General features: G+C 42.3%; 12 protein-coding genes. 9 read left to right on the forward strand and 3 right to left on the reverse strand.

Annotation, left to right across the window (positions count from 1 at the left end):
- Positions 1-74: 74 nt before the first annotated feature.
- Positions 75-305 carry a hypothetical protein gene (locus tag DWX57_RS02735; protein WP_022216385.1) on the reverse strand — a complete coding sequence of 77 codons (231 nt, stop codon included), beginning with the start codon at positions 303-305 and terminating at the stop codon, positions 75-77.
- A 163-nt stretch (positions 306-468) separates the two neighbouring features.
- On the opposite strand from DWX57_RS02735, the gene DWX57_RS02740 reads away from it, so the two are divergent.
- The 5 genes from DWX57_RS02740 (at position 469) to DWX57_RS02760 (ending at position 8,323) form a co-directional block, all read left to right on the forward strand.
- Positions 469-1,128: an epoxyqueuosine reductase QueH gene (locus DWX57_RS02740; protein ID WP_082418038.1), complete on the forward strand. Its 660-nt coding sequence runs from the start codon at positions 469-471 to the stop codon at positions 1,126-1,128.
- Positions 1,129-1,320: 192 nt separating this feature from the next.
- On the forward strand, positions 1,321-2,394 hold the full coding sequence (locus DWX57_RS02745; protein ID WP_120123000.1) for a carbamoyl phosphate synthase small subunit: 1,074 nt from the start codon (positions 1,321-1,323) through the stop codon (positions 2,392-2,394).
- A complete protein-coding gene (gene carB, locus DWX57_RS02750) occupies positions 2,394-5,600 on the forward strand; it encodes a carbamoyl-phosphate synthase large subunit (RefSeq protein WP_117548893.1) in 3,207 nt (1,068 codons plus the stop codon). Before DWX57_RS02745 ends, carB begins: the two co-directional genes overlap by 1 nt.
- 170 nt (positions 5,601-5,770) lie before the next feature.
- Complete coding sequence (locus DWX57_RS02755) at positions 5,771-7,417, forward strand: putative manganese-dependent inorganic diphosphatase (RefSeq protein ID WP_120123001.1); 1,647 nt, start codon at positions 5,771-5,773, stop codon at positions 7,415-7,417.
- Between the two features lie 27 nt (positions 7,418-7,444).
- On the forward strand, positions 7,445-8,323 hold the full coding sequence (locus DWX57_RS02760; protein WP_120123002.1) for a TIGR01212 family radical SAM protein: 879 nt from the start codon (positions 7,445-7,447) through the stop codon (positions 8,321-8,323).
- Between the two features lie 5 nt (positions 8,324-8,328).
- On the opposite strand, the gene DWX57_RS02765 is transcribed toward DWX57_RS02760, so the two are convergent.
- Together DWX57_RS02765 and DWX57_RS02770 are read right to left on the reverse strand one after the other, a co-directional pair.
- Positions 8,329-8,772, reverse strand: a complete 444-nt coding sequence (locus DWX57_RS02765) for a helix-turn-helix domain-containing protein (RefSeq protein WP_117548896.1) — start codon at positions 8,770-8,772, stop codon at positions 8,329-8,331.
- A 60-nt stretch (positions 8,773-8,832) separates the two neighbouring features.
- Positions 8,833-9,234, reverse strand: coding sequence for a helix-turn-helix domain-containing protein (locus tag DWX57_RS02770; protein ID WP_117548897.1), 402 nt, complete (start codon positions 9,232-9,234; stop codon positions 8,833-8,835).
- A gap of 156 nt (positions 9,235-9,390) precedes the next feature.
- Between DWX57_RS02770 and thyA the strand changes: the two genes are divergently transcribed.
- The 4 genes from thyA to DWX57_RS02790 all read left to right on the forward strand — a co-directional run bounded on the left by thyA (position 9,391) and on the right by DWX57_RS02790 (position 13,012).
- Entirely contained in the window at positions 9,391-10,221 is an 831-nt protein-coding gene (thyA, locus tag DWX57_RS02775; RefSeq protein ID WP_118016565.1) for a thymidylate synthase, read from the forward strand.
- A gap of 42 nt (positions 10,222-10,263) precedes the next feature.
- Positions 10,264-10,764, forward strand: a complete 501-nt coding sequence (locus tag DWX57_RS02780; RefSeq protein ID WP_117548899.1) for a dihydrofolate reductase — start codon at positions 10,264-10,266, stop codon at positions 10,762-10,764.
- 121 nt (positions 10,765-10,885) lie between these two features.
- The gene (locus tag DWX57_RS02785; protein ID WP_117548900.1) at positions 10,886-11,995 is read left to right on the forward strand and encodes a heavy metal-binding domain-containing protein; all 1,110 of its coding nucleotides are present in this window, start codon (positions 10,886-10,888) and stop codon (positions 11,993-11,995) included.
- 15 nt (positions 11,996-12,010) lie between these two features.
- Positions 12,011-13,012, forward strand: coding sequence for a rhomboid family intramembrane serine protease (locus tag DWX57_RS02790; protein ID WP_120123003.1), 1,002 nt, complete (start codon positions 12,011-12,013; stop codon positions 13,010-13,012).
- Positions 13,013-13,048 lie beyond the last annotated feature (36 nt).

Consider the following 13,048-nt stretch of genomic DNA (forward strand, 5'->3'; position numbering starts at 1 on the left):
CATAGGGGAGTGGAGTAACAGCTTTTTCCCATATTCCATGTGTGTGCATATTTAATAAATTCCGTGTGAAAATATTATGATTCAAGGGGAGTAATCTTTAAACCCTTATAAAGCTTAGTATAAAGATTGCGCTCATCAGAGTACAACATTATACCACGTGAATCGCGTACGATATACGCATATTTGTTCTTCTGCACATTCATGTAAAGAACTTCATCAACGTTGAGCTCCTTGGCTTTGACCTTGGCAACGCTGACGCTGAGCGGCTCTAACTTGTACTTTTTAATTGCCTGCTGAACTGTCATAATCTACACCTCCATTGATAAATGATCATAACGTGCTTTAGTAACTATCTACAGTATATTGTAAAGATATAACAAAGTCAACTAGTAAACATGCACAAATGTGCAAAAGGTCATCGAATGTTGTAAAATGTGGTGTGAAATATCAACAAAAAAGGAGAAAACAATGATGCAAAATGCAAATTATTATCAAATGATGGAGAGACAGATAGCTGAATTTGATAGTGAAAATACACAATGCGGCAGAAAAAAACTGTTGCTGCACTGCTGTTGTGCGCCATGTTCCAGCCATTGTCTGTCGGTCCTTGCGGAGCATTTTGACATAACAGCTTATTTTTACAATCCAAATATAACGGATTACGATGAGTACATAAAAAGATTCCGTGAGCTTGACAGATTTGTACATGAAGTATATGTGGAAGGAGTGGATGTCGAACTGGCGGAGCATGAGCCGCAGGTGTTTCTGGATATGGCTAAGGGCAGGGAGGATCTTCCTGAGAGAGGACTCAGGTGCTATGACTGCTATAAGCTGAGACTTGAGAAGAGCGCGATCCATGCGAAGAAAAATGAATATGACGTATTTACGACCACATTGTCGATAAGCCCCCACAAGAATGCGGACTGGCTGAACGAGATAGGTGCAGAGATGAGCAGGAAATACGACATAGATTATCTGTTCAGTGATTTCAAGAAGAAAAATGGATATAAGCACTCGATAGAGCTGTCAAAGGAATATGGATTATACAGACAGAATTTCTGTGGATGTGAATTCAGCAGACGGGCTGCTGAGCTCAGAGATGAAAAAATTAATAAAAATATTGAATAAAAAACAATATTTTTGTCGTGAACACAAAAATAAAAAATATATCGAAAAAAATATTGTACCGCCTTGTCAAATGTGGTAGTATTTATTAAATTAAGAAAAAAAGAGGCCAATAAATGTGGGTTATCTCAAGCGTTTCCCCGTTTTCACTCTTTTTTTTTGAGCAAAAATAGAAAAAACGAAAGGAATACGATTATGAAAGCTTTTTTGATACTTGAAGACGGACACGTGTTTGAAGGTAAAAGTATTGGCTCTACTGACGAGATAATCAGTGAGATAGTATTCAATACTTCGATGACCGGCTATCTGGAAATTCTTACAGATCCATCATATGCAGGGCAGTCAGTATGTATGACATATCCGCTTATAGGCAACTACGGTGTATGCAGAGAGGATATGGAGGCTGGCATACCTTGGCAGTCAGGATTCATTGTTAGAGAGCTCTGCAAGACTCCTAGTAATTTCAGAAGCGAGATGACCATAAACGAATTTCTTGTTGAGAATAATATAACTGGTATAGAAGGAATAGATACCAGAACACTTACCAAGATCCTCAGGAAAGATGGTACCATGAGAGGTATGATCACAACTGATGAGAATTATGATTTTGATGAGTGCATGAAGCGTATTAAGGCATGGAAGATGGGACATGTTGTTCTCGATGTTACATGTAAGGAGAAAATGTTCTATCCTGGCGATGGATATAAGGTTGCAGTCATCGATCTCGGTGTTAAAAAGAACATCGTCAAGTCCCTCCTTGCAAGAGGTTGTCAGGTTACTGTATATCCTGCAGAGACACCTGCTGAGGAGATCATCGCAGACGCTCCGGACGGAATCATGCTTACAAATGGTCCTGGAGATCCAAAGGAGTGTAAGGTCACAATAGCTCAGGTAAAGAAGCTTTTCGATACAGATATTCCAATTTTTGCTATATGTCTTGGACATCAGCTCATGGCGCTTGCCAACGGCGGTGATACAGAGAAGATGAAGTACGGACACAGAGGTGCAAACCATCCTGTAAGAGATATGAAGACCGGCAAGGTATATATTTCAACACAGAATCACGGATATATGGTCAAGGAAGACAGCCTCGACAGAAAGATCGCAGAGGTCAGCTTCGTCAATGTAAATGACGGAACAGTAGAGGGAGTTCACTATCTTGGAAAGAATGCACAGACAGTTCAGTTCCATCCGGAGGCATGTGCAGGTCCGCTGGATACAGATTCGCTGTTTGATACATTTATGAATATGATGGAGGTGTCAAAGTAATGCCAAAGAATCCTAATATAAAAAAGGTTGTAGTTATCGGATCAGGTCCTATAGTCATCGGTCAGGCTGCTGAGTTTGATTACGCCGGAACACAGGCGTGCCGTTCTCTTAAGGAAGAGGGACTGTGCGTTGTCCTCATCAACTCAAACCCTGCAACCATCATGACGGACAAGGATATAGCAGATAAGGTATATATTGAGCCTCTTACGGTTGATGTTGTAAAGGCTATCATTGAGAAGGAGAAGCCGGACAGCCTTCTGCCGACACTCGGCGGTCAGGCAGCCCTCAACATCGCCATGGAGCTTGATGAGTCAGGTTTCCTCAGAGAGCATGACGTGCTTCTCATAGGAACATCATCAACGACCATCAAGAAGGCCGAGGACAGACTTGAGTTCAAGAAGACTATGGAGAAGATCCATGAGCCTGTAGCACCTTCAGAGGTCGTTACAACTGTTCAGGGCGGTCTTAACTTTGTCAAGAAGATAGGATACCCTGTCGTTCTTCGTCCTGCATATACACTTGGAGGTTCAGGTGGTGGTATAGCCAACAATGAGGAAGAGTTCAAGGAGATCCTCATGAACGGTCTCAGACTTTCACGTGTTGGGCAGGTCCTCGTTGAGAGATGTATAGCAGGGTGGAAGGAGATCGAGTACGAGGTTATGCGTGATGCAAATGGTACATGTATAACTGTATGTAACATGGAGAACCTTGATCCTGTCGGAGTTCACACAGGAGATTCTATAGTTGTAGCTCCGTCGCAGACACTTGGAGACAAGGAATACCAGATGCTCAGAAGTTCAGCACTGAACATTATCTCAGAGCTCAACATCAAGGGTGGATGTAACGTTCAGTTTGCTCTGAATCCTAATTCATTTGAGTATTGTGTTATCGAGGTAAACCCAAGAGTTTCAAGATCATCGGCACTTGCATCAAAGGCAACCGGATATCCTATTGCAAAGGTATCTGCCAAGATAGCCCTTGGATACAACCTGGATGAGATCAAGAACGCTATTACAAAGAAGACATATGCCAGCTTTGAGCCGGCACTTGATTACGTGGTTGTCAAGATCCCTAGACTTCCATTTGATAAATTCATCGCCGCTGACCATGATCTGACAACACAGATGAAGGCAACCGGTGAGGTTATGAGTATCTGTACAAACTTTGAGGGTGCACTTATGAAGGCTCTCCGTTCACTGGAGCAGCATGTAGACAGTCTCTGGTCAAGCAGATACAAGGATATGACAGACGAAGAGGTTATAAAGCTTCTCGGACATGTTGATGACAGACGTATCTATGTCATAGCTGAGGCTATCAGACGTGGAATATCATACGATCAGATCTATGACATCACCAAGATTGACAGATGGTTCATAGACAAGATCCACAACCTTGTTAAGGCTGAGAGAAAGATAATCGAGTCCAAGGGAGATATCTCCAAGGAGCTAATGAAGGAGATCAAGAGAGTTGAGTTCCCTGACAAGGTTATCGCGAGACTCACAGGCAAGACAGAGAAAGAGATCAGACAGATGCGTTACGACTACGGTGTAACAGCACACTTCAAGATGGTTGATACATGTGCAGCAGAGTTTGATGCCATGACTCCATATTACTATTCATGCTTTGATTCTCTGGAGAACGAGGTCGCTGAGGACAATTCAAAGAAGAAAGTAATGGTACTTGGTTCAGGCCCGATCAGAATCGGACAGGGTATCGAGTTCGATTACTGTTCAGTTCACAGCACATGGGCATTTGAGAGAAAGGGTTACGAGACAATCATCGTCAACAACAACCCTGAGACAGTCAGTACAGACTTTGATATAGCAAACAAGCTTTACTTTGAGCCTCTTACAGCGGAGGATGTTGAGGCTATAGTAAATCTGGAGCATCCGGATGGAGCTGTTGTACAGTTCGGTGGACAGACCGCTATCAAGCTCACAGAGGCACTCATGGAGATGGGGGTACCAATCCTTGGAACAAGTGCAGAGAATGTAGATGCAGCAGAGGACAGAGAGCTCTTCGATGAGATCCTTGAGAAGTGCTGTATACCAAGACCTGCTGGTAAGACGGTATTTACAAGAGAGCAGGCGCTTGAGGCTGCAAATGAGTTGGGTTATCCGGTACTTGTAAGACCTTCATACGTTCTCGGTGGACAGGGAATGCAGATCGCGATCTCTGATAAGGATATCATAGAGTTCATGGATATCATCAACAGACATACCCAGGAGCACCCAATACTTGTAGATAAGTACATCATGGGTAAAGAGGTCGAAGTCGATGCTGTATGTGACGGAGATGACATACTTATCCCTGGTATCATGGAGCATGTTGAGAGGGCCGGAATACATTCAGGAGACAGTATCTCAGTATATCCTGCACAGACACTCTCACCAAAGACAAAGAGAGTCATCGCTGATTACACCAAGAAGCTTGCAAACAGCCTGCACGTAATCGGACTTATAAATATACAGTTTATTGCATACAATGATGAGGTATATGTAATAGAGGTAAATCCTCGTTCAAGCCGTACAGTTCCATATATAAGCAAGGTAACAGGAATACCTATCGTAGATCTTGCAACACGTGTTATCACAGGTGAGAAGATCAAGGATATGGGTTACACACCTGGTCTTCAGCCGGAGTCAGAGTATTTCGCGATCAAGAAGCCTGTATTCTCATTTGAGAAGATCAGAGGCGCTGAGATAAGCCTTGGACCTGAGATGAAGTCAACAGGAGAGTGCCTTGGTATATCCAAGAACTACAATGAGGCTCTGTACAAGGCATTCCTTGGAGCCGGAATCAATCTTCCAAAGACCAAGAAGATGATCCTCACAGTCAAGGACTCAGATAAGATGGATGCTATAAATATTGGTAAGAGATTTGCTGCTCTTGGATATGAGATATATTCAACAAGAAGCACATGCAGAGTTCTCAATGAGAATGGTGTTCCTGCAAAGCTCATCAACAAGGTTGAGGAGCCATCACCAAATCTGCTTGACCTGATACTGAGCCATGAGATCGATCTGATCATCGACACTCCATCACAGGGTGTTGAGAGAAGCAAGGATGGATTTATCATCAGACGTCACGCAGTTGAGACAGGTGTTACATGTCTTACAAGCCTTGATACAGCCGATGCGCTGCTCACAAGCCTTGAGACCGCTGATACCACAAAGCTTTCACTCGTGGATATAAGCGAGATATAAGTTCTGATTAAACAGATAAAAAATGGGGCAAAATGATAAACAACGTTAAAAGGGGTTGTCATTTTGCCTCATTCAATTTATGCTTGTTAGCATGTGGGATGTCACAAGGCATCTTCCCTGCGTGGCATAGAAATGAATACATTATAATTGATAGAAATAAGAGGTGAAATATGCATAATGTTCCTACAGATGAGGTGTTTGTCATAGGACATAAGAATCCGGATACGGATTCTATATGTTCAGCGATTGCGTACGCCCATCTGAAAAATCAGCATGAGAACAAATACATTCCAAAGAGAGCTGGAAATATAAATAAAGAGACACAGTTTGCCCTTGATTATTTTGGTGTGCAGGAGCCGGCACTTGTGAGCAATGTAAATGTACAGGTGAAGGATATAGCATACAGAATAGTTGATGGTGTGTCGGGAGACATCACCATGAAGAGAGCATTTGAGATAATGCAGGATAACGACGCCACGACACTTCCGGTCGTCAATAACGGCAAGATAAAAGGAATCATAACTGTTGGAGATATAGCCGAGGCATATATGCTTGAGAAGGATGATAATTCCCTGTTCATAGCTGGTACAAAGTTCTCACACATAATAGATACTATAAATGGCGAGCTTGTATACGGTGACGCCGACGGATATGTTAAGGATGGAAGAGTGATCGTGGGAGCTGCCCAGGTTGACATCCTTGAGAGACATGTCAAGGAAAATGACATAGTCATAGTGAGTGACAGGGTTGAGGCTCAGCTTGCGGCCATAAACTGCGGTGCGAGCATGCTCATAGTCTGTCTTGTGAACAGCATATCTGATGTTGTCCTGGAATTTGCTAAGAACAAGGGATGTGCGGTTGTCGTAACACCGACTGACACCTATGCTGTTGCCAGACTTATCGGACAGAGCATGCCTATCGGATTCTTCATGATAAGAGACCGTATAATGACATTCTATGAAGATGACGATATAGATACACTTAAGACGACCATGGCAAAGACCAGAGTGAGATACTTTCCGGTTACGGACGGCTATGGCAACTACAAGGGACTTGTATCAAGGCGTAACTACATCAATGCGAGAAAGAAACAGCTCATACTTGTTGATCACAATGAGAGAACCCAGTCTGTTGACGGCGTGGAGAATGCCGAGATACTCGAGATAATCGACCACCACAGGATCGCGAATATAGAGACCATGAATCCTGTGTATTTCAGAAATCAGCCACTTGGATGTACTGCTACGATCATCTATCAGATGTACAAAGAGCAGAATGTCAAGATAGATAAGCCGATAGCCGGACTGCTCTGCGCAGCGATACTTTCCGATACACTGGCATTTAAGTCTCCGACGTGTACATTTATAGACGAGGCTGCTGCAAAGGAGCTTGCAAGGCTTGCAGAGATAGACATATATGAATTTGCCATGGAGATGTTCGACGCGGGAAGCAACCTCAAGGACAAGACCATGGATGAGATACTTCATCAGGATTTCAAGAAATTCGACATTGGAGATATGGTTGTTGCTGTTGGACAGATCAATTCCGTCAATGAGAAAGAGATAGACAGAATAAGAAACGGTATGCGTGAATTCCTCGGTGGATATATGGAGCCTGGCTGTGATGTGGTCCTGTTTGCAATGACCAATATTCTCCAGGAGGGCTCAGGTATCATATGCGTGGGAGAGAATGCACAGGAACTGTGCAGCAAAGCATTTGATGTGCAGCTTGAGGATAGCTATGCATATCTTTCCGGTGTTGTATCAAGAAAGAAACAGATAGTTCCTGCTCTTGTAAAGGCGACACATCAGATATAGACAGGATCGTATATAGAAGGTAACAGTATGGATATATATACAACAAATGCGTATATAAGAGATACATTTGGAGAGAAATTATATAAGATATCATTGAATGCAGGAACCACCTGTCCCAACCGTGATGGTAAAGTCGGGACAGGTGGCTGTATTTTTTGCAGTGCCAGCGGCTCGGGAGATTTCTCTGAGGATGCAGTCATGAGCATAGATGAACAGATAGAACTGGCAAAAAAGAGAATATCAGGCAAATGCAAATGCGACAGATATATAGCTTATTTCCAGTCATATACAAATACATACGGTGATGTCGATGCTTTGTGCGAAAAGTTTCTGGCGGCTGCAAGAAGGGATGACATTGCGGCTGTATCGATAGCCTCCAGACCGGACTGCTTTGGCCCGGAGGTCATAGATATGATAAAAGATATAATAGCTGTTAAACCTGTGTGGATAGAACTTGGCCTCCAGACAGCAAATGACAGGACAGCACAGCTCATCAACAGGTGTTATGACATAAGTGTGTATGATGAGACGATGAACAGACTCAGAGAACTGGGAGTTCACATTATAGTTCATATGATAATAGGCCTGCCCGGTGAGACGAAGAAGGATATGATTGATACGGTAAGGTACATAGTGCGAAGCGGCGCAAATGGTATAAAGCTCCAACTGCTTCATGTCCTCAGGGGAACTGTTCTTGAAAAAATGTATGAGGAAGGAGTGTTCCGTGCACTGACATTTGCTGAATACGCAGATATTTTGTGTGATTGTCTTAAAGAGCTTCCTCCTGATATGGTTGTTCACAGGTTCACCGGGGATGGGCCTAAGAATATTCTTGTTGCGCCTTTGTGGAGTGCTGATAAGAAGAGAGTTATAAACGATCTGAACCGTATTATTTCGAAATTGTGAGTCTGCTAGCAGCTCAGTGCAGACTTTAAAAACAGCCTGAGATTTTCCCTGCCGTTGTCGTCAAGCTGATCACAGTCGGACAGTATTCCTGTCGCTTCCGGTGGAAGAGTCCTGCCGTGACTGTAGGCGAGGAACACTTCGCTGATGTCCATTTTATTTTTCTTTGCTATATCGATGCAGGTGAGCAGCACCAGGTGACTCATATTAATACTGTATAAATTGGATATCCTGATAAGATTTATGAGATCCGGGATTCGCTCTCCGCATTCATAGTGCGAGTAGGCGGAGACGGACACCTTCAAGATGGCGGCTATTTCCTGCTGCCTTTTTCCGTGGCTGCGCCTCAGAGACTTCAGTGCGCCGCCTATCACTGCACAGTTAAAATCCTGATCGGATGAATCGTCTTCGTACACCGACGGATCAATGTTGCGTTCTTTTCTTTTTTTCATATTTTCCTGTTTTCTCCTTGAAAATAATATTTACTGTAATTGGTGGGTATAATACTGAATCTACAGTCTGGAATTTTTAGATGCTAGATTTGCCACAAATGTGTCTATCAGTTGGCGGTCGCTGTCGTTTAGAGATCTGTAATTGCCCAGCATGTCTGCTGTGCTCTGGTTGGATTCTATGGCGGTCATGTATGAATTGTCCTCCATGACGATCTGCAATGGCTTTGGATGCCCCTGCATGTATCTTGATGACAGGGTGTATGCGTATAGAAAATCGTGGTCGAGAAGCTCTGACAGTTTTATGGCCTGTTCTATATTTGGTATGTTTCTCCCTTCCTCGTAGTTGGCATATCCGGATCTGGAAATAGAGAGCGCGGCTGCGACATCCTGCTGTGTGAGTCCTGCCTTCTGTCTGAAGTATCTGAGAAGGGCAGGTAGTGGATTGGATGAATGTGGTTTCATGTTTCACCTCCTTTGAATGTTTTTTTGCATTGTACACAAAAATAGTCCGTTGTAAATCAAAATGTAATAAAAAGTGTTATTTGATGTAATAATTAATCACATGTGGGATGGAGAGTATGATATAATTATCTGAAAAAACAATCGGAGGTTACCCAAATGAGTCTTGCAGATGATCTCTTTATAAACATGTGTAAAGATATAATCGATAATGGATATAGTACGGAGGGGGAGAAGGTCAGACCAAAGTGGGAAGATGGAACATATGCCTACACCATAAAGCGCTTTGGTGTTGTCAACAGGTATGATCTGTCAAAGGAATTCCCTGCGATAACACTTAGAAAGACGTATGTGAAGTCGGCTATTGATGAGCTGCTCTGGATCTGGCAGAAAAAGTCAAATAATGTTCATGATCTCAAGAGCCATATATGGGACAGTTGGGCGGATGACGACGGTTCCATAGGAAAAGCATATGGATATCAGCTTGGTGTAAAGCATAAATACAAAGAGGGTATGATGGATCAGGTGGACAGACTGATATATGACCTTAAGAATAACCCATATAGCAGAAGAATGCTCACTAACATATATGTTCACCAGGACTTGAGTGAGATGAACCTGTATCCGTGTGCGTACAGCATGACATTCAATGTAACTGGGGACAGACTCAACGCTATATTGAATCAGAGATCCCAGGATGTTCTTGCGGCCAACAACTGGAATGTTGTCCAGTATGCGGTTCTGGTACATATGCTTGCCCAGGTCACGGGATTTAAGCCGGGAGAACTGGTACATGTGATCGCGGATGCTCACATATATGACAGACATATACCGATAGTCAAGGAGCTGATAACAAGACCTACATATCCTGCTCCAAAGTTCTACATGAATCCTGATGTTAAGGATTTCTATGACTTTACTCTGGATGATTTCAGAATAGAAGACTATGAGACGGGACCACAGATTAAGGATATTCCTATTGCGATATAAGACTATGAAGCATGGGACGGGAAGTATACAGATGGAGGACATATGAAGTTTATTGCAGCAGTAGATAAGAATTGGGCTATTGGAAATAAAGGCAGATTACTGATAAGGATATCGGAGGATCAGAGGAATTTCAGACAGACCACGATGGGGCATGTCGTTGTTCTAGGGAGGAAGACTCTGGAGGAGTTTCCGGGTGGAAGACCGCTCAAGGGAAGGTCAAATATAATTCTCAGCAGAAATCCCGAATATACAGTTGAGGATGCGGTGGTTGTCCACTCGATGGACGAACTGTTTGCAGAGCTGGCAAAGTATAACACGGATGACATTTTTGTCATAGGCGGACAGACTATCTACGATGAGCTCATACCATATTGTGATGAGGCGGTTATCACCAAAATAGACAGAGAATTTGAGGCTGATGCATTTATTTCGGATCTCGACAAAATGGACAACTGGAATGTGACGGATGAGAGACCGGGTGAGGATGTGTCAGAGGTGAATTTTACATTTGTCACATATAAAAATAGTGATGTGAAGAAATAAATTATAATAATTTTTATAATATTCACAAAAAAGCACCTTTTTTTGATTGAAAATTCACAAAAAACATTTGTTAAATGAAGATTATTGTGATACAATTTTTTTATATTTGGGAGGTGCGCTAATGAAGGAAGTATTAATTACATCGGGAACAAGCTTTGAGGGATATGATATCGTTGACTATGGAACATACAAGTTCACACAGACGATACTTAATTCCAACTTTTTGAAGGATTTCGGAACATCTATTGCGGATATTGCCACGGATAGAAGAGATATCTATCAGGAGAAGATCGATGAGATCCTCAATGAAACAATCAATAATTTCACAGATATGGTTCGTGAGACGAAGTATAATGCTGTAGTTGGATTCAGAACGGGTGTTGAGGAATACACCAACAACGTGACTGCTGTTGTTGCCAGTGGAACTCTGGTAAACATAAAGGAGCAGTACAAGTCAGAATTTGACAAGAGCAGCTTCATCAGAAATGAGATTTATGTAAGAAACTATTACGACCTGCTCGTGCCAAGGGCATCAAAGGTTGTACTTGCATCAGAGGGCAAGGGAACAAAGATTTCCGTGTGGTTCAACAACTACAATAACGACGATATAAAGGCGCTTAAGGCAGAGCTTCAGTTCACCAATATCTATGGTGACAATATAACACTGCCGGATGTTGATTTTACATTTGATAAGACCAACCTCAAGCTCCTCAAGTCGGATTATGTGGAGTGTAAGCTTCCGGATAAGTATATAAAGATGATATCCTCCGTCAAGGTATACATCAAGAAGTATGTCAAGGCCAGCGGAGTATACGAGATAGATGCAGATTCTATCGAAATTGAGATGTCTGACGTTAAGTTTAAGGCACTCAAGCTTAAAAAGGGAATTGATGCAGTAGCAAACTACAAGTCAGATGGACTTGTGTGGACATGTAACTGTGGACACGTAAACGAAGGCGGCGCAGAGGAATGTGTGATCTGTGGAAGAAAGCAGGATGAGATGAAGAACTCTATCACATTCAACTACGAGCCTATGCTTGAAGAGATGAAGACAAAAGAGTATGTAATAGAGATCAAGGATGTACTCATGAAGTACATCAAGGACATTGATACAGGAATGAGAATGCAGCTTCTTGAGATCATGGAGTCCGGTCTTAATTACGAGAAGAGCAGAGGATCCATGAAGGACTCTGTTATTGAGAAAGTTGAGAATCTCTTCCTTGGATTATAAGGATTATAAGACGATATGCAACAGTACATGGTACAGATAATAAAAAATCTTAAGGAGAAGGGTTACAGACAACTCAATCCGGAAAGTAACAACGTATACGGCAGAGCAGACAGCGATGCCGTATATATTGTTGTTATAGGCAGTAATCATAATCTTGATTCTGAGACTCTGAAAAAGTTCAATAATAAAATATTGCTTGACGTTTCTTCGGATTCGCATAGAAAAGTCAATCTTCTCAATATACTCATCACTCCAAACGGAATGTTTGATGATATGACAAAAAAGATAGTTGAAGAACTGGACAATGTCTGGCTGTTCACGGAGGATTACGGAAAGCTGTATATATTTGAGAATCAGCCCACTGACTTTGACTCACTCTATGATGTGATCGATAAAAAAACGGTGGTGGATAACCGCAGATCCCAGCACAATCTGATAAGAATGTTCGGTGTTGTAACACCGATATTACTGTTGTTAAATATTCTGGTGTACGTTGCATGTATCTTTGTTTATCAACCTACGGAACTGGCTGTGGAAGTGCTTGCGATATCAGAAAAAGGACAATATTACAGATTCCTGACATCAATGTTTACACATTTTGGAATAGCACATCTGGTTGGAAATATGGTAATTTTGATCGCACTCGGTGCGAGGGTTGAGAATATAATAGGCAGATTCAATTATGTCATAGTTTATATTGCCACGGGTCTTACTGCGTCATTTGCATCATACATAGATTGTTTTTATAATAATACATATGCTTACTCGGCTGGTGCATCCGGAGCGATATTTGGTCTTCTGGGAGTGCTGGTTGTCATAGCATTTTACAATAAGGGCCGGGTGAAGGATCTGTCACTTATTAATATGCTTATATTATTTATTCTGACACTGGTTAACGGAAAGATGTCAGAAGGTATTGATAATGTTGCCCATGTGGCGGGATTTGCGGCTGGGATAGTGGCCGGGATAGTCCTTTTGCTGACCAATCAAAAGGTTGTAAAGAATAGCCGTTTATGATAAAATAATACGATGATAAAAAGTGGGAGGCTGGGT

The sequence above is a fragment of the Coprococcus sp. AF19-8AC genome (genome assembly GCF_003603115.1).
GTDB lineage: Bacteria > Bacillota > Clostridia > Lachnospirales > Lachnospiraceae > Coprococcus > Coprococcus aceti.